Genomic DNA, 24,787 nt, shown 5'->3' on the forward strand with positions numbered 1-24,787 from the left:
CTTACTGATTTATTGTTATTCTATATTTTTGATTTCTATCTGTTCCGTTTATTTCTTTTTACTGATATCCCAATAAATGCTATATCGCTCCCTGTGAATCTTATAAATAGGTGCTAATTCAATTCCTTCATTAACCAATTTAAAATTTAGAGGCTGCTCCTGTATTGGTTTTATATACGTATTAATATTCCCTGATTTCACATCCAATTTGTTGCTTAAACCTGCAGGAACATGATAATCAAAAGTGTAATAATCATTGTATAATTTCGTATTCGTAAACGGTGCCGGAGCTTGCATTCCTTCGGTTCCCATTCTACCGGCAAGTACAATCGGGCCATAGGTAAATGCCACTACATTGGAATTATCAGCAGTAGGATTGCTCTTAAGCTCCATTGGCATCATTAATTCAATACGATCACCATTATTCCATTTTCTTTCTATTGGGATATAACCGTTTGCCGCTTTTTTGACTTTTATCGGATTACCATTAATTTTTATGCTAACACCTGATGTTGCCCACTCCGGATAACGGATATTGATGGTCATTTTTACAGCAGTGGCTGTGTTTATTGTAAAACTTGTTTTGGATTCTTCAGGAAAAAGAGTCTCTTGTTTTATTTTTAATCCTTTTTCTTTCCAATTCAATTCTGACGGAATAAATAAGTTTACATAAAGCTCATTTGCATTGTAGTAATAAATAAACTCTCCATATTTTGCCTGATTTTCAAAACTGGAACCCACACAACACCAAAATGAATCCTCCTTTGTACTGTACACTTTATGCGCCCCAGTCATCATTGGTAGGAAATAAGCAACATTCCCGGACACGGTATCCTGTTGTCCCAGAATATGGTTGTACAATGCTTTTTCATAATAATCGGCATACTTTGAATTGGGTTCGTAAGCAAACAAATGACGGGTCAACTTCAACATATTGTACACATTACAGGATTCTCCCGTATATCCTGTTAAATGTTCTGAGATGTGATCCGGTTTAAAAAACTTCTCTTTATCGCTGTTGCTTCCCGTGATGAAAGAATGATGACTGACTACGGTGTTCCAAAAGAAATCGGCAGTTTTTTTATACTTATCATTCCCTTCCAATTCATAACCTCTTGAAATCCCGATTAATTTTGGGATATAAGTATTGGCATGTTTTTTATCCAGAATATCCTCTCCTATCGTCAATGGCTCAAGAACTGCCTCATGATAAAAGAACTCAGCCAAAAATTTATGTTCGGGATTGACAGTCAGCGCATATAAATTATAATAGGAATCATTCATCCCGCCAAACTCATTCTTCAACATCTGTTTGCGTTGATCATCTGTCAAAGTTTTTATTTTCTGATAAGCCCAAGCCGCCATACCATTAGCAATCTCAAGAGCTTTTGCATTATTGCAATACAAATACTGGTCAATCAAACCCGAAATAATCTTGTGTTGGGTGTACCAAGGTGCCCAAACACTTTTTCCTGCAATGGCTCTGTCAATTAAATTTTGTGGAAAAGCACTTAAATAACCTCCCTGATTTAACACTTTTTGTACCTCAGCCAAGCCATTTACAATACTGTCTGATTTTACTTTATACACCTCATCCCCAGTTGTAGCATACAGCAAGGATAAACCCGACATAATGTGTCCAGCGGTATGACCTCTTAAATCACAATCCAAAGATTCCCAGCCACCCAGTTTTTTGGTTACAAAATAGCCTCCTTCGTTTCCACTATACACTCCTGCATTGGTTCTGAAACTATGCAGCAAACTGTTTACTTTCAAAGAAAGAATCCAATTGCTTTCTCTTTTCATGTTTTCTTTAAAAGGACTGTCTAACAATTTAACCGCTGAAAGATCAAAACCATACAGCTTAATCGGAGCCTTATCCAAGACCTTCAATTTATCAACATGCTGTCCCGGATAATGGGATTGCCCTATACTTACTATCGAAAATGACATCACCATTGCCAATATCGTATTAGAAACTATTTTCGGGCTTTTACTATTTTTCATTTTTATTTTTTTATTTTGATACTTTAAACCAATCAAAATCGGCATAACTTCCCATTCTGACATTCGCTTCACTTACAGAGAAAATTCCCATTTTAGCACTGATCCATAAATCTTTTTGTGCTTTAAAACTTTCCCCTATCGTTTGAAAATGAATCCCGTCTTCACTGTAACTGAAGTAGCAGCTGGCATCAGGGGCTTTTACCTGCATTCTTAAAAAGACCTCATTTTTTTGGAGTTTTTTCTTTTCAATAACTTTTTCCGGTTTTCCATTGATGGCATCCATACATGTTACCTGCTTAATCCAAAAATGACCATCTTCAAAACTAATTCCGGTATAGGCATACGACTGTCCCATCATTAATAATCCTGCAGTTTTACCGTTGGTTTCCCATTCGATATTCAACTTTACTTTAGTAGTGGTCGTGAAATTTTCTGCCGGTAATTTTTGTAACAATAAATACGGAGCGTCCCATAAATTGGGTAACTCTTTTTTACTCATGCAAAAAAGCCTCAGATAATCAGTCCCCGGAATCTGGGCACTCCACTTAATCGACGGATTTCCGTACCATTGCCATTGGATGCCATATTTTCCATCATTAAAATCATCGTTTTCCTGTGGCGTTTGAATGGGATATTGCTTCCCAACAACAGGCTTTTTCAAATGCAATAGCGGTTCGCCAATTCCGTTTCCGTCCAAATCTTTTCCCATTACAGGCCAATCTTTTTCCCAACGCATCGGTTCTAAAAACAAAACCCTTCCATACACCTCTTTATCCTGAAAATGAAAAAACCAGGAATCTCCATTGGGTGTCGTTACCCAAGCCCCTTGATGCGGACCATTAATTTTTGTACTTCCCTGCTCTAATACTACTTTTTCTTCATAGGGACCATAAATGTTTTTAGAACGTAATACCAACTGCCATCCTGTAGCCACTCCCCCTGCAGGAGCAAAAACATAGTAGTAACCATCCTTTTTATACAATTTTGGTCCTTCCAGCGTATGATGTTTTTCATGGCCGTCAAAAACATGTTTTCCCTCATCAATAACCTTAGTCCCCTCGCTATTCATTTGATTGATGGTCAACAGGCTGTTAATTCCGGCACGGCTTCCCGCCCATCCGTGAATCAAATAGGTCTTTTCTCCATCCCATAACGGGCAAGGATCTATAATTCCTTTACCTTCCATCACCAGAACAGGAGCTTCCCAGACACCGGCAATATTTTTGGTTTTCACCATATACACCCCAAAATCAGGATCACCCCAATAGATATAAAATTCATTGTTGTGGTATCTGATTACCGGAGCCCACACCCCTTTGCTGTGTTGGGGTACATCAAAAACCTTTTCCGGAACTACTTTATTAATCGCATAATTAATAATCGTCCAATTCACCAAATCCTTAGAATGTAATATTGGTAAACCCGGAGCGCAATTAAAACTACTGGCAGTCATATAATAATCATCTCCTACGCGAATCACATCGGGATCGGAATAATCGGCATGCAAAATTGGATTGATAAAAGTGCCATCCCCCTGATCGGATTTCCAAACCTCAGACGCATAGTTTTCTATTTTGTTCTCTTGAAGGATACGAGTATTATTTTTTTTATCAATAGAACTGCATCCATTGATAATCAAAATACCTATACCCAGAAAGAAACTTTTATTCTTCATTATTCGCATTTTATTTAATTATAACCAATAATGGATTTTGAATGATTTGTGCTTGTCTTTCCAACATCTTATCCCAATCTTGAACGGTTTGTACCTGAGCACTTCCTGTCCAAGCAAAACCTACGTAATAAGTCAATGTGTTATTTTTAGGTGCTGTTACCACCAGAATCTGGCTTTGGTCAGCCGCTTTAGATCGATGATCTAGTGCTGATTTTACAACTTTGGGATCAATCACAATCCCTTCACCCACGAAAGAATCGTCGATAGGTTCCCAATAACGGAAAACCCCCTTTTGGGTATTTATCGCTACGATTCCTTTTTCTTTATGAAGCGTGATTCCTAAAGTATAATTCGGGATTGCACTGCTCGAACTTATTTTATTTTCAAATTTTGAAAAATTCGAGCCCAAATCAAGAGAGATTCTTTTGGTTTCGGTAACTCCGTATTTACTCCAGGGAGCATAATCCAATTCAAAAATGGTACGTAAAGGCCCTTTTGCAATGACACGGTATTTGGTGTAATTTTTAGAGATATGCAAACTGTCCTTTTCCCAAATCCCTGTCCCGCCGGTACCCCTGCTACTTCCCACATGGTACGGATCATATCCTTCACCATGTTCGATATGGTAATAACCCGGTGCTGTTACATTCTTAGCATACCAGGAATCAATAATCGAATAATTTACTTTTTTCAGCCAAAGATCAATCCCACTTGAAAGCGTACCGCCTTCTTTTCCTTCTTCTACCAGGCGTTGCGCTTCAGGTCCATAGGTACGAAAAGCCACCCTGTCATTTTCCCAGGCAAAATCATCAATTCTCTCCGGTACAAAACGGGCATAGGTTGTATTGGAACTCTTTGGTGTTTTAAGTTTAGAATCTGTAAAAAGAGTATAGCTTACTTTTGATTTTGCAGGAACAGCCGCCTTAAACAGCAACTCATCTGGAGTGCCATCCAGATTATTATCAATCAATTGGGTTACTACTAATTTCCCACTTGCATCTTTCACCAATAGCGCACTAAAATCTTTAATTTCAGAAAGACTTTTATTGGCATTCAAACGAATACTTACGACTTCATTTCGGTCGAAATGAAGCTTGTTTTCGACCACTATCTTTTTACTTACTTTATTTTCGCTGTCAAAACTGGAAAACAAAACCAAGATTCCTAAAAAACTCGCTATTTGGATTAAACTAAATTTCATTTTCTATTTAATTTCTATTATTCAAAAACTGCTATTTCTTTACTTCAGTAATCCAAATCGCAGCTCCACCGGAAGCTTTTAAGTCTAATTTTATCTTAGAACTTTTTTTAACAACCACATCTTTTAAGGCAACTTTTGTTTTGGTAGTCACTTTTTCATCATCAGAATAGATTCTGGCGTTGTATTTTTTATTAGCATCCAAAAAGTCAAAATTCAGTTCCAAAGTACGCGCCTCATTATTCGTAATACTTCCCACAAACCAATCCTTTCCTGATTTTCTCGCGGTAGTGATATATTTCCCAATTTCACCGTTCAACACTTTGGTATCATCCCAAACCGTAGGCACTTTATCAAAAAAATCTATTTCAGGTTCACCATTATAAGCCGACGGTTGATCGTACCAATACATAAACTGAATTGGACTGTAATAAACCACAGCTAATGCTAATTGATGCGCATGCGTATTTTTAATCGCTTTAGAATAATAGGCTATTGTATAATCGGCTGGCCCAGCTAAAAATCGGGTAAATGGCAAAATGGTATTATGATTCGCATCAGGCATTTCTTCGTTTCCACGAATTCCTTCCTGAGTCATTAAATTAGGGTAAGTACGACTGAAACCGGTTGGTCTATACTCATCATGTATGTCTACCATCATACCATATTCGGCACATTTTTTTACCGCTTCATGTAACCATGTGGTCCAATGTTGATTTCCAACTTGCACAAAACCAAATTTTATCCCTTTGATTCCCCACTTTTTATATAATGGTAAAATCGTATCTAATTGCTGAATCAATGCACGCTGATTAACATATACCCAAAGCCCAATCCCTTTTGAAGCAGCATAAGCAGACAGTTCAGGAACATTAAGATCTTTTGTTGCTGAAGTTTTAGTAGCATCTGAACTCATTTTCATTTCAGGGCCGTACCAACTAGCATCCAAATGAATATATTGCAATCCTCTTTCAGCTGCAAAATCAACACATTTTTTAGCATCAGCCTGGGTTAGTTTTGCCACGCGTATCACTTTTCCAGGCTTAATCCAAGACACGCCTTTTAATTGACTTTCAGGATTTAAATTCAAAATAATAGTCTTATTCGCAATTAGGTCTGTTTCTTTATCTGCAGCCATAATTACTCGCCAAGGAGTTGAATAGGCGGGAATTACATCAACACTGCTGTAAAGTGTAGCCTGAAGTGTATTCGGTTTAGTCTTGTTCAGACTAAATTTCATTCGAGCATAATCAGTCATTTGTGCTTCGGCAAGAGCCACAGTTAATCCATTACTCAGCTTCATTGTTAACGGACGTTCGCTTTGTCCTTTCCAATCTTTTAATGGCAACAAAGAATAAGGTCCCTGAGCCCATGGTTCATAATATGCCAAAGTTCCTTCGGGCATTGTAAATTGAGTTTGTTCCCCTACTATATGAAGAAACAATCCGTTGGTTGGCTCCGGAAAATGATACCGTACGGCAATTCCTTCATTGTAAGCACGAACTACTACATTCATAAAGTATCCCTTGCTTTTATCATATCCATCTGTAGCTACTTTTTTTGTCTCGTCTCCTTTACTAAAAGACAATGTCATTTCATTATAGTTATTACGAATAAATTCGTTTTCCCCATATACAGGTTTCCAAGTTTGATCCACACTATTTATCTGAAAGTCTTTAAATTTCAAATTTTCTCCCCATACTTTACAAGTATCATTAGGCACGGCAAGAGCAGACTCAAAAGTTTGATTTTCTATCAACACCCCTAATTCAGACTCCAGTACCACTGTTTTCCCCTTATAAGAAAGAGTATAGTACATCTGTTTTTCATTATCAGTGATTTTCTTTTGATAAAAACTAAACTCATAACTCCCGTCTGGCGACTTTAATTTCTGAACAGTTTCCTGTATTAAAGCCTGTTTCTGAGCCATTAGCACACAAGAAAACAACAGACATATAATACAAAACTTACTGATTTTCATGTTATTAAAATTATTAATCATAAAAAAATCCTATTGATACTTAAAACTTACTTTTGAAAATGAAAACTTCGTTCAAGCGGTGTAGTGAATTGAAATTGATTTTTAATACATTGTAATCTTTAATTTATAGACTTCTTAGTGAAAAAGATAAGAATAGGCTAACAAGTCTATTCTAAACTAAATAATAAAGTACCAAAACCAAGTGAATCAAATCCTCCACTGTTTCCTCCATAATCTCCTCCTCCTCCTTCAGGTTGAACTGATTTCGCACCTAAGCCTGTATAATACATACTTGTAGCAGGAAGTTTTTTTATTTTAGCATAATGATTGTAAATCATTGCCCACATTGGGCGTCCACCTCCCCTACCTGAAGATCCAATAGTTGGTAATTCTGTCATTTTAATTCCACATCCTGTCCAAGGATCTCCTTCATGCCAGCTATAAACCGTATATGGAACTTCCAAATAAGTTACATTGTATTTAGCCACATACTCACTTGCTTTCAAAACGATATTATCTCTAAAACCCCATAAATCATCTCCTTGATTCCAAGCAAGTTGGCAAATAGTTGTTAACAATGCTAAAGATAAAGTACAGTGTCCTTGATCTCTTCCACTTTCTTGCATTTGTGCCATATTGGAATTAGGACTTGGAAACGGTTCAAATATGGTAACAAAATTATTTCCACATCCTTTCCCTTTCTGATAATAATCAATTACATAATTGTAAATGCTTCTATCGTTATTTAAGATTCCAATAGCCATTGCAGAAGCCATATTACACAAATCCCAGTTGGACCAGGCATGCTGAGGATGACAACCAAAATGAGTCGACAACCAGCTATAATTTAAATTATAAAATACCGTACGCATCCATTCTTTATATTTTGTAAAATCAGTTGCAGTCCAACCTGAATAATTTCTCAACTGTTCACCAGCTATTGCAAATTGATAGCCATAAATCCCAGCTGCCAATGCTGCATTTGAATCCCCAGAAATTCTGGTACAAGTTGAAGCCCAAGCATTCAAAATATTAATAGCAGCCTGTGCGTATTGAGCATCACCTGTTAACTTCCATCGAAGTCCTAATTGGTATGCAGCTGCCGCATCATTCATCGCACGAGAATAATTGTCTGGATCTGGCTCTTCTGCACTGTTTCCACCACGAACTAATTTTACTGTTGGATTGGCGGTATAAGTTAATTGTGCATGGGAATTTGCAATTAACTTATTATATCCAGAAACCCATGGTTCTTGATTTGCATCAATTTTTGCTTTTATACTTACAAAATCAGCATCTTTAACATAGCCATCATGTTTCATGGGTACAGAAGGATCTAATGTTTTAATCTCGGCAACTGTTACAACTGGTGGTGGAGTAGTAGTACCCGAATCAGTCCCATCATTTGATGAACAACTTGTAAAAATAGTTACTCCTGCAACCACATAATAGATACAGTTCATTTTTAATATTTTCATATTTTTATATTTTTATATTTTTATTCTGGTAAACTAAAAGAAAAAGATACCACATCATAGATAACATCATTATTACCATTGCCATGCTTATTCATATCGTCAGACCTTCATTATAAAGCCTGATTTGAAGATCCATAATGTAATTAGAAGAAGCTTTTTGTTCAAATGTTAGAACAATTTCGTTGTATTTTTCCTTGATAATTTTTCGTTCGCCATAAGGCGGAATCCAAGAAGTGTCGATACTCTTGTTTTTGGTTTCTTTTAAAACCAATCCATCCATCCATCCAATCGCCTGTTGACACTTTTTTAATGGCCAAAGCCCACTCTGAGGCACGATTGTCTAATTTTATGTCCAATCCTGAATTGAGAATAACTGTTTTTCCTTTATAATTCAAATGATAGCTAAGACTGTTTGCCCCTGAAGCATCCTGCTTTTGTTGTATAACAAACTCATAATTTTTATCAGGGGAAGACAGTTGTTTTTCAAACGTTTGATTTAAAGTTGAGTTTTGAGCAAACATCTCAATGCTAATAAAAACCAATAAAAATACTGTTAAAATTATTTTTTTGCTGTAAAACATTCTTTGTTTAATTTAAAAAATAAAAACACTGAGTGTAAATAACTTAAATGATCCGCCCAACAATGGTTTTAAAAAAGGGCTACACAAATAATTAAAAAATATTTTTAGAATATAAACAAGGGGATTATCTATTTAATCCCCTTGTTTTAAAATATACAGTAAATTAATTCTTAACTAACTTCATCCCACCCACAATAAAATAATCGGCTTTAGTAGCAGCTCCTGCCATATTAACTAAAAACCCTATAGATACTTTTTGAGAAGTAGCTACTGTAAAGTCAAATTTTGCAGTTATTGGATTTGTTGCTCCAGTTGCACTATTTGGAGCTGTTGCTCCTACAGGAGTACTATTCCAGGTACCAACATAACCTAAAGCAGTATTTAAATTCGCCAACGAAGGCAACCCATCTCCAGTAGCTGCTACACAATAAACAGAAGATGTTGGATGATTTTCTGAATAATAAGTAAATGATACTGTATAACTACCAGCTGGCAAGGCCATTGATGTTTGTTGATATACCTTTCCATCGACAACCGGTGTATCACCCCAAGTTTCAAAACAAAGACGATTTCCACCATCTTTAGAAAATCCACCAACTTTTACCGATGAAGCATTGGTTTTATTTTTAGCACCTGCATTAGTTATCCAAGGTGCTCCTAATGTACCCCATCTATTAGCAGAATATGCATCTGTATTACTAACAAATCCACCTCCGGAAACAAAATTCCCAGTATTACTTAGAAAATATGGGGTTATATCACCCGCTGCTGTTGGGTTAATGATGGCAGGAGTTCCCTGAACAGTTAATCCTCCCATAGTAATTGAAACAAAACCAGTAGCATAATTTGCTGGTGCTGTCACAGTAATTTTATTATCTGCAATGTTTTGTATCGTTGCTGCAGTTCCATTAAAACTTACCGCTACTTTTGATGCGTCTGTACCAAAATTAATACCATTGATAGTTACGATATCAACTCCGGGAAAGGCAACGGTATTAATCGCATTACTTGAAACAACTGATGTAATTGCCGGAGCAGGCAAAACGGTAAATTCTGCAAAAGAATCATTAAGATGTTTCCATACTTGTAAACTTACTTTTCCACTAATTGCTGCAGCAGGCACCTGAACTACAATTTTAGTATCCTCACAGGAAACTACATTAGTAGCCAAAATACCTCCAAAATATACTTTTACAGCACCTTTTAAAGTCCCAAAATCAGTTCCTGTAATGGTTACATTAATACCAGGGTATCCAGAAGTATGGCTTATTCCTGTTGCCGTTTGTTCAGGGTACTCCTGAATTCTAAAGTTTGGACCTTCTTCACAGGCAGTAAAAAAAGTAAAACAAATAACCATCATGAATCCTCTGATGAGGATACTATTATTTTTAAATATTTTCATAATTCTTGTTGTTTAAAATTTATCTATTATATGAAATAATTATAATATTATTTTTAATCTCTGGTATACAAAAGTGTTCCAAATCCTAATTGGTCAAACCCTCCGCTATTAGGACCATAATCACCACCTCCACCTTCCGGTAAAGAGCTTATTAAACCCATTTTAGTATATTTTGTAAGACTTTCTGAGATGTTTTTAATTTTTGTATAATGAAAATATGGCGCAGACCACATAGGACGAAATGATCCTCGAGCAGCGTCACTAATTTGGGTATGTGTTTCCACTCCCCCACAAGCACTCCAGGCATCTTTATAATTCCTAGTGTACTCGAAAAACGGGACATTTAGCCTTGCTATATTATATTTTGCCGCATATTCACAAGCTTTTAAGAAGCGGTTATTATCCAATCCGTAAAAATCATCTCCCTGATTCCATGTTAACTGGCAAATCTGTCCCATTAATGCAATGCACAATGTTGCATGCCCTTGATCTCGTCCACTTTCCTGAAGCTGAGCCAAGCCCGCGTCATCTCCATCAAAAACATGGTTTATGGCTTTATACCAATTTCCATTGCCATTACCTTTCTGTAAATAATTAATGGCATAATTATAAATAGTTCTATCATCTGTTAAAATACCTATAGCCAATACAGAGTTCAAGTTAGCCAAATCCCAATTAGCCCAATAATGAGATTGGCAAGTACCCCAATGGGTTTCTAAAAAGGCCTTATTCAAATTATAGAAAACATCTTTCATCCATTTTTGGTATGCCGCAAAATCAGTTGGATTCCAACCCGGATAACCTCTCAGCATTTCTCCCGCAATGGCAAATTGAGAACCGTATATCCCTGCAGCCAAAGCGGTATTGGAATCTCCACTAATACGTGTACAAGTGGTTGCCCAGGCATTAAGGATATTGACTGCTGTTTGTGCATAAATAGCATCTCCACTTATCCTCCATCTTAATGTCAGTTGATAAGCTGCAGCCGCATCATTCATAGCACGACTATAATTGTCTGGCAGAGGTTCTTCAGCCGAACTTCCTCCTCTTATTAATGTTGCAACAGGACTGGCGGTATAAGTTGATTGTGCGTGCGAATTGGCTATTAATTTATTCCATCCAGACGTCCATGGCTCTGCTTGTACTGCAATTTTAGCTCTTATCCTTGCATAGTCTTCTTCGGTATGAAGCGCACCAATATGCTTCATGGGAACAGAAGGGTCCAAAGTATTAATAGCCAGCACGATTGGGGTTGGGGTTGGGGTTGGGGTATCTCCCCCACTCGAAGGGCTTGAACACGCAATCACCAGACCAAATACACCTAAAATTAGTGTTGGCGCAACTAACCGGTAAAAATTAAATTGTTCCTTTTTCATAATTACTATTTTTATAAACAAACCTTACAGGTATAAAACCTGCAAGGTCTATCAAATTTCAGTTTACTAGTACCCAGGATTTTGAAGTAACTTATTATTCAACAACATTTGGCTTTGAGGAATAGGGTACAAATAATGTTTTTTAGTCACCGTATGGTTTAATTTACTATCAATTACCACACAATTCAACACCCCTTTTGGAGTTTCTACTGTCTCTTCACCAAACACATAGGTGTTTGCTTTATAAGCAGCTGTAGGATTACCGGAAGCGTCTTTAAAAGGGGTTGTGTAAGAAGCACTACCCACTACTCTCCCCAAACGGGATGGATTTAAAGATTCTTCTAAAATACCCCAACGCTTCAAATCATCAAAACGTTTGCCTTCACGATATAGCTCAACAGCACGCTCTCTCCTTATTTCTTGTTTCATATCTAAGCCATTGGCTGAAGCCAGCGCATTAGTCAAGTAAGCTACCTTTGCACGGTCTCTTAATTTATTAATTGAGGCATTCAATTGCGTGTCCGTAATGCTTCCGTTTAGTTCGTACAATGCTTCTGCATACATTAAGTACACTTCTGCCAATCGAATAATAGGCCAGTTGGCTGATTCGGTATTATCTAATCTACGAGTACCAAAACCATACACGGCATATTTCGAGTTACCGTAACCACTAAATCCTAAGCTCCCAAAATCTAAAGTAACAGAGGTTGGTGCCGTAGTTGCACTATATAAATAGTTTAACAAACGTAAATCTCTGGCTTGAAATTCAGAGGTTGTTGTTTGATACCCCTGAAACAAAGTTGATTTAGCTGCCGGTAATCCATCAGTACATACTGCCATATCGACAAATTTACGGCTTGGATAGAGTTGCCAGGATGTCCAACTTATATTTTTTCTGGACTGTTTAAGTGTATAATCATACACGCTGTATAGAATAAATTCCTTATTTGTAGATTTATCATAACCTCCTGGGTTAGATCCTGCATCCTCAAGATTGAACAAATACCAAGAACTTAAATTAGTCATTTTGGAATCAGCATTCTTATTCCACAGTTCGTACCCCCCATTATCCATGATTTCTTTACACATTGCTGCGGCATCTGTCAGGTAAATATTTATGTTGGCAGGATTGTATCCTGTTGTTCCAGCACCAATTGCTGTACCATCTCCATCAGCCTGTTGACCTACATATTTTTCCCAGGTGGCTTCGTATAGTTCGGCTTGTGCTTTTAAGGCCATAGCTGCCCATTTGCTTATCCTGCCTTTATCAGTAGCTACCAAATTCTGTTCGGTTGGAAGATTTGAAATGGCTTTATCTAAATCACTTAAAATTTGCGCAACTACCTCATATCGGCTGTTTCGAGGCGCAAATAACTCAGGAGAATTAGTATCCAAAACTGTTGTTACCAAAGGTACACCTCCAAAAGTTTTTAGTAAATTAAAATAAGCATAAGCACGAAAAAAATGAGCTTCACCCACATACTGGCTGATACTTCCTTCTCCTGTATATTCATTTGCTTTAGCTAATAAAATATTACAAACACGAATCCCAGAATAATCCCAATTAGTACTGGCTGTTGCAATTGTTCCTTGTCCTAAAGCCGTACCATTTCCATTGGCATTAGCCGACAAATCTGAACCATTATCCATGTTTCCAAAATCCCATCCTTGTAATTGTCCGTAAAAACCAGTAGTATATGCTTTAAAATCACTAGGTTTTTTGAAATAAACTGCATCTGTAAATTGTCCTTCTGGATTTAAATCAATAAATTCATCCTGACAACCCGACAAGCCTAAAAAAAGACCTCCTAGAACTATATAATTCAATATTTTTTTCATCATTTTTTAATTTAAGTTATTAGAAACCAACATTTAACCCAAAAGACCAAGTACGACCAAAAGGGTATCCTGCATTATCACCATCCGTTGCATTTTCACCTGCTTCAGGATCAAATCCATCTTTAATAGATGATGCTTCCCATAAATCATTACCAGAGAAATAAAACCTTACTTTATCTAACTTCATACGTTTTATTAAGCTTTCCGGTAGTGAATACCCTACTACTAATGTTTTTAGTCGAATGTAACGGCTATTCTGTAACATAAAATCATTATTGCCATAATTCCATCCCGCACGTGTAGGATTGACTGTCAATCGTGGATACATTGCATTAGGATTTTCTTCTGTCCAGGTTTTTCCCAAAAAGGTTGGATTCTGGTTCGTAAACAATGCCCTGAATGGATAAGCCATATATCCCGAACGCATGATATTTTGCTCCAGATGACCTTGAAAAAAAGTATTTATATCAAACCCCTTCCAGGATGCTCCCATGTTAATACCATAAGTATAATGTGGTGTACCATCTCCCATATAAACCAATGAGCTATTCTTATTCCCATTAGCTGTAATATTCCCTGTTCCTGCAACATCCACTCTTTTTGTATCCCCGGGACGTAAAGCAACAGCCTGATTGTTTTTTGGCAAACCTGCCAAAAGATCACTACCACCATAGGCTTGGTAATAGGCATCTACATCAGCCTGATCTTTAAAATAGCCATCCGTCTTGAATAAAAATATAGGTTTCCAAGGAAGTCCATTTACAATTCCATTTGTACCTGCCCCATAGCTATCAGCACCTTCTACGCCACTTACCATAGTTTTTGCATCACCCATATTAAAGGATACATTATAACTAAAATCTTTCACATTGTCTTTCCAGCCTATAACAAATTCCCATCCTTTAGTATTGAAATTACCGCTATTGGTTTTAGGTGGACTTCCGCCCAATACAGATGGATAAGTAACACCAATCAACATCCCTATATTTTCTTTCTCATAAAGGTCGAAAGTAGTCGTCAAACGATTATTTAAAAAACCAAGGTCGATACCCACGTTTTTTTGTGTCACTCGCTCCCAAGTACGTGTTTTACTGATCAAAGCACTATTATAAGATGCTGTTTGTTGTGAAGCTGGCTGACCTAAAACTGTAGAACCAATACCTACAAGAGAAAGGTAGTCAAATGCTCCTAATCCTTTTGCCTCATTACCTGTAGATGCAATACTTCCTCTAATTTTACCAAAATTGAGAATATTGCTAATAGGGCTTAAAAATTTCTCTTTGGTAAATACCCAACCTAATTGAGCCGATCCAAAGTTTTTAAACTTGTAACCTTCTGCAAAACGGGAATTACCGTCCCTTCTTCCTGTCAATTCGGCAATGTATTTTTCATCATAATTATAATTTAATCGGGTTAGATAGGAATAACGACCGTTAAGATCTTTATAACCACCATTTGTTTGTGTAGTAGTAGCTGCCAAACTAATATCATAAACACCCAAATCTTCAAATCCAACTCGTGATGCACCTATGCCTTGAGCAGTCCATTTTTCAGCACTCACGCCACCCATAACCGAAACATTATGTTTCTCTTTAAAGGTTTTATCATAACGTAATAATGCCTGATAATAATGATAAAATTTCGACTCAGCACTAGCTTCATAAACATTGTTTATTCCATCAGTTTGATAAGCATTCCCTTTAGGATTCCCATACCAATCATATAATCTTACAGGTACCACATATCTTTCATGAGTAAATCGCTCATTTTGAATAGAAGCTAATCCTTCTGCTGATATTCCGTTCCATATTTTATAAGTAGCTTTTAAATCAATACGACCTGTTAATTGTTTTTTAACATATCTACCTCCATCGGCTGAAGTTGCAGCAGCATTTTTAATAGCCCCACCATCAATCCCATTAAAAGGAGCAAACCATTGACCATAAGGATTTTTTGCTGGATAGAATGGCATATCTGTGGAATAAAGGATATTTCCTAACCCTTTAGAAGGCTGACCTGTATTGGTATTAGTAATACTGATACTCGATTCTAATTTTAATCTTTCCGATAAATTGTAGTCATAATTAAAACGGGCATTTAACTGCTTCTGACCATCATAAGCTGTCGCTAAATTACCCTGATTATCGGCTACCCCTAAAGATAAGCGATAACTCGATTTATCACCTCCACCAGAAACACTCAGGTTATGCTGGTAAGAATAACGGGTAGAAAACATTTCTTCAATACGGTTTGCATTAAAGATGAAGAAATCTGTACCAAAAAGATCATATTTACCTTCAACCCCCTTCTGCATATTTAACAGATTATCTTTATTTCCCCAAATCCACCAGTTAGGTGTAGTCTCTTCTTTGTTGGCCTCTAACCACATTGTAGCATATTCTTGCATAGTAGGTGAATAACCAACCAAACCATTAGTAACAAAACGAAGATTGGTACTAAAGTTCACTTTCACTTTTCCTTTACCCCTTTTAGTTGTTACCAAAACAACCCCATTAGATGCACGGGAACCATAAATAGCAGCTGAACCATCTTTTAAAACTGAGATACTTTCTATATCATCAGGATTCATATTCTGAAAAGATTGCGCATTTAATACAGGTACCCCATCCACAATAATCAATGGTTCAGACCCATTGACAGAAGAAGCACCACGGATAACAAAATTAAGTCCTTCATTACCTGGTCGGGCAGAACTTCTGGTGACCACTAAACCTGGTGTTTGTCCTTGCAATGCCAAACCAACGTTTGTAACCGCACGGTCTTCAAATACTTTAGAACTTACTACCTCTACTGCACCTGTTAATGTTGCCTTTTTCTGAGTACCGTACCCTACAACAACAACTTCATTTAATGTAGAAACATCAGCTGCCATAGTTACATTAATAACTTTTTGAACACCTACTTTAATTTCCTGGGTTTTTAAACCAATACCGCTAAATACTAATACCGCATCAGTTGACGAAACCTTTATAACATATCCTCCATCAAAATCAGTACTAACAGCACCTTTAACTCCTTTTATGGAAACGTTAACTCCGGGAATCCCCATCTTATCTTCGGCAGAAATTACTTTCCCCGTTATCGTAATATTTTGCTGCACACTTTCCAACCTAGCAACATTCAAACTTAGATTAACAGAACTATCAGAATTTGCAGCGTATACTTCCCCTACCACACTACTTCCTAATAATAACGCTAACAAAGTTGGTTTTGATAAAAATTTCAGCTTATGCTGAATAATTTTCGGTTTGTTCATAAAACAATTCATTTTGGTTAATAATTAATTTAGTTTTTAGTTTTAAATGCTATACTGTACATCGTTAGCATTATTCTATAATAAATAAGACACTTAATCCATCTTATTGTGTTTCAACAAACATTATTAAAACTTTATAGTGACTTTCTAATAATCACATTTAAGGGTTCTAAAAGTTGTTCACTCTCGTTATTCAAAATAGTATCAGCTAACTGATATCCTATTTTTTCAAAAACATGGCTTATTACTGTAATTCCACCAGCCAACAATTCTTTTAATGGATTATCGTCATAGGATAGCAATCCTATATCTTTTCCGAGAACAAAATCAGTGCAGTTAATTTTTTTTATCAGATTTACCAAACTTTCATCATTATCAAAATTGACATATACTGTATTTCTCTCCAGCTTTTCATTATTCAAATCTTCTACTATTCTAAATTTATAATGATATTGATGACAAAATTTCGCTAAGGAATCCCTAATTTCATTCGGTATCTTATTGTTCTTAGGCAAAACCAATTTAATCCCTTTATATTTTCTAAAATAACATTCTAATTCTTCTAATACCTGAAAAAAATCGGATTCTAAATTCTGATAAACACAAGCTATTTCATCTCCTAATTGTTCAGAATTACCTTCAAGTAATATCAACTTATCCACAGCTACTTCATTTTTGATAAAATCGATATAATCCTTATCCTCAAAATTTGTAGCCAAAACATAATGGGTATATTCTTTTGTGTTATTATCCAGGATGTGGTTTTTAAATTGATTATAATCGTTTTGATAAATGTATACATCAATATTTGCTCTATCTTGAAGTGCTTCAGCAAAAGCATCATAAATTTTTTTCATTTGGGGACTCAAACTATTCAACAACAAAAAAACTTTAGGCTTATACTTATTGGTTATTGACTTTATATAATAACCTTTTCCGGGAATCGAATCTATTATATCATTCTCCTTTAGGAAAGTATAGGCTCTTACCACTGTATCTCTTGAAATATTACAATCAATCGCTAATTCATTAACCGAAGGCAATTTGTCATTTAATTTCAACGAACCTATTGTTGTAGCACTTAAAACAGAATTAATAATCTGTCTGTGTTTGCGAACTCTTGAATAATCGCTTATTGATAGTATATCTTTAAAACTGTTATAATTTCTCATACGATTCACACATTAAAACTTTATTAACTTCTTTAATCCAAATTTGTATTTGACATCATCAGCTTAACTTTTAACTTTTTAGTCTACAACTACCAATCTTGTAAATCAGTAGTTGTAAGAACTAAAAATCACTAACCAAACACACATTAACCATTCATGCACAATCTTGTACAATTACAACAATACTAGGTAGGTATAAAATGGACTGTTTTTGATAAACAGCCGCCGATTCTTTTAATCAACAACTGATAGGGCAAAAACTACAAGCCAACCAAAAATTGTAATTATTTAAATTCAATCCATTTTTTCAAATACCTACTTTTAAAAATTGACAACAAATAATAAATTAACCTTAGATTAACATTTTACTCGATTATCAACATATCAAAATTACCTAGAATGTCTTTTTTAAGTGATAAATTATCATTCATTCTATATAAATTATTGCCCATTTTTAAATTATACATACAAAAAAGTAAGTATTTTTCACGATACTGTATTTTTACTGAAAAAATATTCCGTTTTACACATTAACAAAAACCCAAGAACACATTAACTTAATTTTATAAAACTCAATCAAAAAACACCGTTGTCGATATACTCATAATCTAAAATGTTTTATTCAACAACACTCAATATATAGCTGAATCCGCTCTTTATTCTCTATACAATTACAATAAAACACCCTGCCTGTACTCTTCAATAATTCTGATAACTAACAAAAAAAAAGTGGTTGGAATTTCTTCCAACCACTACTATTAAAACCAATTTATTTTATCTAAAATATCAGAGACTATTATCTAATACATCTTAATTTCCCATAAACCTGGTGTACCCAATAAAATTGTTAATTTAAGGAAACGTGTTTTCCCAATTTTATTAATTATCTGAGGAGATTGAATTATTTCGGATACAGGAATATTTACTGTTTGCCATTCTTTTCCATCCTCTGACTTCTCAATTTTAAATGTATGCCCCAGAGTAGATTTTAAGAAAAAGAGCTCCAAACTCTTCACTCGTTTTATATTTCCTAAATCAATTTGGTACCAAGGCTGCTTATCTTTTGTATCACACATCCAGAAAGTTCCGTTTGAACCGTCAATAGCATTTTCTGGTTTAAAATTCATTTTACGTTCAACATTTGCTAATTCTGATTCAACAAATTTTGGAGGAATTGTAATTAACTTCTCAATTACCGTATCGATAGTTGTTTTAATAATGGTATCTCTTCTTACACTTGAAGCTGTAACTATGACGGAACGAATAAGTTTCTTTTTGTTCAAATTAGGCATTTCTAAAATACCAGTAGTCGTTACCTCAACAGGCCTAATAGTTCCATCAGCATTAAATTGCAAACGGTTAACAAAAACCTGACGCGTTGTGTTTCCCTGACCGTATTCCAGATAGAAAAATAAATAATCGTCTGTCTTTGGAATATGTAGCACATTACCATGACCTGGTCCCCAAACCCCTTTCTCAATATTCGACTTAAATATCATGTCCTGATCTGGGGCAACAAATGGACCTAATGGACCTGTTTTGCTCATCATATAAGCATAAACATAATTAGCTCCGCCAGATAAAGTGTATAAATAATAATAAATACCGTTTCGTTTAAACAAGAAAGGGCCTTCTGAATAACCAGTCCTTTTCGTTGGAATAGATACTTCCGGACCTTCAATTGTTTTCCAATCTTTACTTAATTTAGCAGCTTTTCTACGACGCCAGTAAATATAGGCCTGACCATCGTCATCTACAAAAGGATCGCCATCTATATCTGCAAAAACAGGTTGAGTCTCTTCTTTTTCTTTTTCCGGCTCATTAAAGAAAATCCCTTTTCCATTAGTAAATTCAAAAGGACCTTCCGGACTTTTTGATGTTAAATGGTAGGTACCCAATTTATTATCCGGCTTTAGAATTGTAGGATACAAATGGTACAATTTATCTTTTTTGATTACAGCACCAGGAGCCCAATACCTGAAATAACCAGTTTTCTTTTTTCCTTCAGGACCAAAAGTATGAGCCTTTTGCCAATCAAAACCTTTAAAAAGTACTCCTTTATAACTCCAATTCACAAGGTCTTTAGATTTCCACACAACAGGTGGTCCCATTTCTAGCAAACCATGGTCAATATCCGACGTTCCATACAAATAGTAGGTCCCATCAAAATAAGATATGGAGGGATCGGCAACATAATCCGGGATAACCGGCTGGGGTAAAGGCTGATTTTGCTGTGCTTCAACCTGACAACCAACAATAAATAAGCAAAATAGCCCTAAATTCTTTAAAATAGTATTATTCATAATTGTAATTTTATTTAACTCTTAATTCCTGTCTATGACATAAATTTGTGTGCACTTCTATATGTTTTTTTTATCTCATCCAAAAGAAGAGATACTAAAAACGCTATTCAAACGAAATTAGGAATCCCCTATTACAAGACAACTCCTGCATTTTATTTATTTCCTTTTGTTAATTGCCTGCTTATCCAGTTTCACATATACAGGTTTATCTCTGTCTACCGAGATTATTCCATTTTTATATTCCAATTCTGCAACCTGAATTACACTACGACGTGTTTGAACATTGTCAGCATATTTTTTGGTAATCCTGCCTGGATGAGTGAAATAATATACAAAAGCCCTGTCGCCCGAAACTACTACATCCGCATGACCGCCAATAGCCTGATCGTCTTTTCCTTTTCCCGGAAGTTCTAAAATTCTTTCACCTTCTTGCTTTGTCCAAGTAGTTGCATCATCTGACGAATAAAAACTCATACCCGCCCAATTATCAACCATCATCCAATACTTCCCTTTCCAACGAAATACTTTTGGCCCTTCTCCACGTTCTTCTATAACTTTCCCTTTTAAATCCCAATTTTCAAGATCTTTACTATCTGCATAATAAATCGTTTTACTATCTTTTTCATTATTATACCAAAGTCGCCACGTACCATTTGGCAATTGATATACTGTTGCATCAATAACATTATTATTAACCAATTTCAATGTTGATTTATAATCCCAGTTTAAAAGATTTTTACTTGTAAGATGAATGATTTCACGGGGATGATTCCAACTGGCAAAAACCCCGGGAACATAAGTCAGATACATGTGATACACCCCTTTATGTTCAAACACATCGGGTGCCCAATGAGTATACTCCTTGTTTGGACGATACTTAATGTTCGCCGTATCCCGATACTTCCAATTAGCACCGCCATCGGTTGATTCAGCAATCCCAATTCGTGTTCCATGTACCCATTTAGATCCCTCTTGAGTCATATCTGTCGCACGACGATTGGTATAAAACATAAACCATTTTTTTTCTTTTTTATTCCAAATAATTACAGGATCAGCCGCACCGTCATAAATTGGATCACTAAATACAGGTTTATTAGCTAATTTTCCCTTATTTTTTTCCTGACCAAAAGCAACAACAGATACCAGAATACTACAAAGTATTAGGAGCATACTTTTTGCTTTTGCTTTCATAATAACTTGTTTTATTAAACTCATTTTATTTATAAATTATTTACAACCCGTTGGGTGAAATTATCAAAAACAATTTCACCCAACGGGTTATTTATATAAAAATCAAACAGTAACAATTAAATACTTTATGGAAGCAATGGCTTTATAAGAAAACTGAACTCATAATTCCCATATGGCATCAGATACTGATCCAGAGGTTTTGCTCCCCAACTATCCAGACCACCAACTCCCATCTGTTTCAAATCAATATTTAATTGCGTTTGTGGACGCGGATCAACATCTGTTGCATGGCGTTGATTTCGTTCATCTCCACTGTCTAAGTCACTGTCAAAATAATGTTTCGCACTTATGCTCAAAGGCTGCACTCCTCTTATTTCAAGACCTGCTCCTTTAACATTACTTATTTTAAGCCATCTCAAATCTGTTTTATTAGCCGTTTCCTGAGGCGTAACATAAGGAAAATATTGATCTTTTACCGATTGTTTGTAAATCCCTAAATGTGCGCTAAAATTACGATCGATATAGTTTTCATGCGGACCACGTCCGTAATATTCAACAGATTCGAAACCTTGAGGTAAAACCCATTGCATCCCAAAGCGTGGAAGCATTTCAACTTTCTTACTGCTGTCTGTTACCGATAATTTCTCATTTACAAGGATTTCACCAGAAGCATTAATTAAATATTCGATATTAAGATTAGCAAAAACCTGAGGAAGCTCATACTTGACTTTTACAACGATACCATTTTTTTGAGTTTCGGATGAGATTTCTTTCAGCACAGGGTTTAATCCTGCACTCTTCCAATCTTTCAGTTTTGTTTGAAATTTTGCTCCAAAATCATTGTCGCTTGGTGCTCTCCAAAAATTTGGCCTGAACAAATAATTTTGATCAAGTAAAACCACTCCTCCAACAACATATTTTTTAAACATTCCTGTTTTCTTATCAAATGCAATAGAAACCTTATCGGAACTGACATTTAATTCATCCGAAGTCTCGTTTTTAGAGATATTACCTTTATTCGACAAGGTGACATCATTTTTGTATTCTCCGCCTAGTTTTAATTGTTCAATTGCAATAATGTGTCCAGCTGGTTTTAAAGGCTCTTCCGATTTAAGACTATAAGTTAGATTTAAAAATGCCTCACCATTATTTAATTTCCTAATTGGCAGTGTAATCGACGTTGAATCCTGAGGATTAACACTCAATGACAATACATCACCCTGTTGAACCGTCTTACCATCTACTATTACATCCCAATGCAATTTAACATTATCAAGGTTGGTAAAGAATTTTTCATTGTAAATACTCAAACTTTTAGTTTCCTTCATTTTGGTGTGAATATCCTGATACACTTTTTTCATTTCCCAGGCATGCGGATAAGGAGTTCGGTTAGCGTAAAAAATTCCTTTTGCAGCAAAATTCCACTTGGTAGCTGCTTCTTTAGGTTCATAATCCCCTCCATAAGTATATACTGTATCACCTTTGGCATTTACACGCTCGAAACACTGATCTACAAAATCCCAGATAAAACCTCCCTGAAAATGCTTTTTATTGCCGCGTATCAAATCCCAATAATCTTTAAAATTCCCTAAAGAATTCCCCATAGCATGAGCATATTCACACATAATCATAGGTCTTTGAGGCGTTGGATTTGCCTTTACATAATTTAGCATCATATCAAAAGTGGGATACATTGGATTTATAATATCCGAATTCCAATCCCAGGTCAATGTTTTATAATCAATCCAGGCTCCTTCATACTGAATAGGTCTGCTTTTATCGCGTTCTTTCAGCCAGAGATTACAGGAATAAAAATTATATCCGTTCCCGGCTTCATTTCCTGTACTCCAGATTACAATGGATGGTTGGTTTTTGTCTCGTTCTACCATTCGTTGCACTCTCATCAGGTGTGCATTTACCCACGTTGGTTTATTGGCAAGCGTTTTAGTAACATTAAATCCCATCCCATGAGATTCAATATTTGCTTCACCCACTACATAAAGTCCATATTGATTACAAAGCTCCAGCCAGATTTCACTATTTGGGTAATGAGAGGTACGGACAGCATTAATATTAAACTGTTTCATAAGCTTAATATCACGAATCATGGCTTCTCTTGAAATTACGTGACCAGAAATAGGATCAGATTCATGACGGTTTACCCCTTTTATCAATACCGGTTTTCCATTCACTAGAAACAAGCCGTTTTTAATTTCAACTTTTCTAAATCCTGTCACTTGAGGAATAACTTCCAGAATATTTCCGGCCGCATCTTTAATCTTTACTACTGCCTGATAAAGATTAGGAGCTTCTGCGCTCCATAATTTCGGAGCATTTATTTCAAGTTTTGCAGAAGCATTAACCGAATTATCAAATGCCAAACTTTTCGAACTAATCAACTTTTGCCCATCTCTAAGTTCGAATACTGCGATAAGCGGGGCAACGGGCTTTTTATTTAATTTTAATTTTACGTCCAAAGTGGCATTTTTATAAGCTGCATCCAAATCAGGAGTGATTTCAACATCATATAAATGAACCGGATTTCTTGCCATCAAATAACAATCACGATCAATACCACTAAGACGCCACATATCCTGATCTTCCAAATAGTTACCATCACACCAACGCATTATCTTCATCACTATCAGATTTTTTCCCTTGGTTAAAAAAGAAGTAATATCAAATTCCGAAGGAAGCTTACTGTCTTCGCCATAACCAATGTATTTGCCATTAACCCAAACCGAAAGGTTTGATTTTGCCGCTCCAACATGTAATACCACCTCTTTTCCATTCCAGGATGGATCAATCATAACCTCCCTGCGATAAACAGCCGTAGGATTATAATCCATCGGAACAATAGGAGGCTGCTTACCGTTCTTTAATAAGTAAGTAAATTCGAAACCATTTGTAGTGTATATAGGAAAACCATATCCATTTAATTCCCAGTTTGCAGGAACATTAAATGATTTCCATGAATTATCATTATAATCTTTGGTTTCAAATCCTTTAGGTATTCCATCGGGATTTTCAGCCCAGAAAAATTTCCATGCCCCGTTGAGACTGGAATAATTGGAAGACTGTTTCCAATCATTCTTTAATGCTGCCGCATCCGATTCATAAACAAAATAAGAGGCGTGCATTGGAAGCCTGTTTTCTTCATTTTTGGTTTCGTCAAGCCACATTGCTTTTTGTGCTTTTGAAGCCCCACTTGTCAGTAAAACTAAGACAAGGGTAAACATTTTAAAAAAATCACTCATAACTATTTTCATATTTATATTTTAAACAAGCCAACTAAACCTGTTTTTAT

15 protein-coding genes are annotated in these 24,787 nt (G+C 35.8%); all 15 read right to left on the minus strand.

Annotation, left to right across the window (positions count from 1 at the left end; translation table 11 throughout):
* Window positions 1-48: 48 nt before the first annotated feature.
* Complete coding sequence (locus EOD40_RS16315) at window positions 49-2,007, minus strand: glycoside hydrolase family 127 protein (RefSeq protein WP_128197357.1); 1,959 nt, start codon at window positions 2,005-2,007, stop codon at window positions 49-51.
* 10 nt (window positions 2,008-2,017) lie between these two features.
* Window positions 2,018-3,682 (minus strand): glycoside hydrolase family 43 protein, encoded by a 1,665-nt coding sequence (locus tag EOD40_RS16320; protein ID WP_128197359.1) that lies wholly within the window; start codon window positions 3,680-3,682, stop codon window positions 2,018-2,020.
* Window positions 3,683-3,692: 10 nt separating this feature from the next.
* Window positions 3,693-4,883 carry a DUF4861 family protein gene (locus tag EOD40_RS16325; protein WP_128197361.1) on the minus strand — a complete coding sequence of 397 codons (1,191 nt, stop codon included), beginning with the start codon at window positions 4,881-4,883 and terminating at the stop codon, window positions 3,693-3,695.
* Between the two features lie 31 nt (window positions 4,884-4,914).
* Entirely contained in the window at window positions 4,915-6,810 is a 1,896-nt protein-coding gene (locus tag EOD40_RS16330; RefSeq protein WP_231129647.1) for a glycoside hydrolase family 97 protein, read from the minus strand.
* Between the two features lie 218 nt (window positions 6,811-7,028).
* On the minus strand, window positions 7,029-8,339 hold the full coding sequence (locus tag EOD40_RS16335; protein ID WP_196781459.1) for an alginate lyase family protein: 1,311 nt from the start codon (window positions 8,337-8,339) through the stop codon (window positions 7,029-7,031).
* 91 nt (window positions 8,340-8,430) lie between these two features.
* Window positions 8,431-8,565, minus strand: coding sequence for a glycoside hydrolase family 97 N-terminal domain-containing protein (locus tag EOD40_RS18350; RefSeq protein WP_394343677.1), 135 nt, complete (start codon window positions 8,563-8,565; stop codon window positions 8,431-8,433).
* Complete coding sequence (locus tag EOD40_RS16345) at window positions 8,501-8,920, minus strand: glycoside hydrolase family 97 N-terminal domain-containing protein (RefSeq protein WP_128197365.1); 420 nt, start codon at window positions 8,918-8,920, stop codon at window positions 8,501-8,503. Before EOD40_RS16345 ends, EOD40_RS18350 begins: the two co-directional genes overlap by 65 nt.
* Before the next feature lie 163 nt (window positions 8,921-9,083).
* The gene (locus EOD40_RS16350) at window positions 9,084-10,322 is read right to left on the minus strand and encodes a DUF5013 domain-containing protein (RefSeq protein WP_128197366.1); all 1,239 of its coding nucleotides are present in this window, start codon (window positions 10,320-10,322) and stop codon (window positions 9,084-9,086) included.
* A gap of 53 nt (window positions 10,323-10,375) precedes the next feature.
* Window positions 10,376-11,698 (minus strand): alginate lyase family protein, encoded by a 1,323-nt coding sequence (locus EOD40_RS16355; RefSeq protein ID WP_128197368.1) that lies wholly within the window; start codon window positions 11,696-11,698, stop codon window positions 10,376-10,378.
* 66 nt (window positions 11,699-11,764) lie between these two features.
* Complete coding sequence (locus tag EOD40_RS16360) at window positions 11,765-13,540, minus strand: RagB/SusD family nutrient uptake outer membrane protein (protein ID WP_231129648.1); 1,776 nt, start codon at window positions 13,538-13,540, stop codon at window positions 11,765-11,767.
* A 16-nt stretch (window positions 13,541-13,556) separates the two neighbouring features.
* Complete coding sequence (locus tag EOD40_RS16365) at window positions 13,557-16,814, minus strand: SusC/RagA family TonB-linked outer membrane protein (RefSeq protein WP_196781460.1); 3,258 nt, start codon at window positions 16,812-16,814, stop codon at window positions 13,557-13,559.
* 134 nt (window positions 16,815-16,948) lie between these two features.
* Entirely contained in the window at window positions 16,949-17,986 is a 1,038-nt protein-coding gene (locus tag EOD40_RS16370; RefSeq protein ID WP_128197370.1) for a GntR family transcriptional regulator, read from the minus strand.
* A gap of 800 nt (window positions 17,987-18,786) precedes the next feature.
* Complete coding sequence (locus EOD40_RS16375; protein ID WP_128197372.1) at window positions 18,787-20,289, minus strand: family 43 glycosylhydrolase; 1,503 nt, start codon at window positions 20,287-20,289, stop codon at window positions 18,787-18,789.
* A gap of 156 nt (window positions 20,290-20,445) precedes the next feature.
* Window positions 20,446-21,480: a family 43 glycosylhydrolase gene (locus EOD40_RS16380; RefSeq protein WP_231129649.1), complete on the minus strand. Its 1,035-nt coding sequence runs from the start codon at window positions 21,478-21,480 to the stop codon at window positions 20,446-20,448.
* A gap of 125 nt (window positions 21,481-21,605) precedes the next feature.
* Window positions 21,606-24,749: a glycoside hydrolase family 2 TIM barrel-domain containing protein gene (locus EOD40_RS16385; protein WP_231129650.1), complete on the minus strand. Its 3,144-nt coding sequence runs from the start codon at window positions 24,747-24,749 to the stop codon at window positions 21,606-21,608.
* Window positions 24,750-24,787: the final 38 nt, after the last annotated feature.

Source organism: Flavobacterium sufflavum (assembly GCF_004016525.1).
GTDB classification, from domain to species: Bacteria; Bacteroidota; Bacteroidia; order Flavobacteriales; family Flavobacteriaceae; genus Flavobacterium; species Flavobacterium sufflavum.

Bases quoted from the DNA above. Each gene is read 5' to 3' on its own strand.
- EOD40_RS16315 (WP_128197357.1), bottom strand. From the start codon at position 2,007: ATGAAAAATAGTAAAAGCCCGAAAATAGTTTCTAATACGATATTGGCA.
- EOD40_RS16320 (WP_128197359.1), bottom strand. From the start codon at position 3,682: ATGAAGAATAAAAGTTTCTTTCTGGGTATAGGTATTTTGATTATCAAT.
- EOD40_RS16325 (WP_128197361.1), bottom strand. From the start codon at position 4,883: ATGAAATTTAGTTTAATCCAAATAGCGAGTTTTTTAGGAATCTTGGTT.
- EOD40_RS16330 (WP_231129647.1), bottom strand. From the start codon at position 6,810: ATGGCTCAGAAACAGGCTTTAATACAGGAAACTGTTCAGAAATTAAAG.
- EOD40_RS16335 (WP_196781459.1), bottom strand. From the start codon at position 8,339: ATGAAAATATTAAAAATGAACTGTATCTATTATGTGGTTGCAGGAGTA.
- EOD40_RS16345 (WP_128197365.1), bottom strand. From the start codon at position 8,920: ATGTTTTACAGCAAAAAAATAATTTTAACAGTATTTTTATTGGTTTTT.
- EOD40_RS16350 (WP_128197366.1), bottom strand. From the start codon at position 10,322: ATGAAAATATTTAAAAATAATAGTATCCTCATCAGAGGATTCATGATG.
- EOD40_RS16355 (WP_128197368.1), bottom strand. From the start codon at position 11,698: ATGAAAAAGGAACAATTTAATTTTTACCGGTTAGTTGCGCCAACACTA.
- EOD40_RS16360 (WP_231129648.1), bottom strand. From the start codon at position 13,540: ATGATGAAAAAAATATTGAATTATATAGTTCTAGGAGGTCTTTTTTTA.
- EOD40_RS16365 (WP_196781460.1), bottom strand. From the start codon at position 16,814: ATGAACAAACCGAAAATTATTCAGCATAAGCTGAAATTTTTATCAAAA.
- EOD40_RS16370 (WP_128197370.1), bottom strand. From the start codon at position 17,986: ATGAGAAATTATAACAGTTTTAAAGATATACTATCAATAAGCGATTAT.
- EOD40_RS16375 (WP_128197372.1), bottom strand. From the start codon at position 20,289: ATGAATAATACTATTTTAAAGAATTTAGGGCTATTTTGCTTATTTATT.
- EOD40_RS16380 (WP_231129649.1), bottom strand. From the start codon at position 21,480: ATGAAAGCAAAAGCAAAAAGTATGCTCCTAATACTTTGTAGTATTCTG.
- EOD40_RS16385 (WP_231129650.1), bottom strand. From the start codon at position 24,749: ATGAAAATAGTTATGAGTGATTTTTTTAAAATGTTTACCCTTGTCTTA.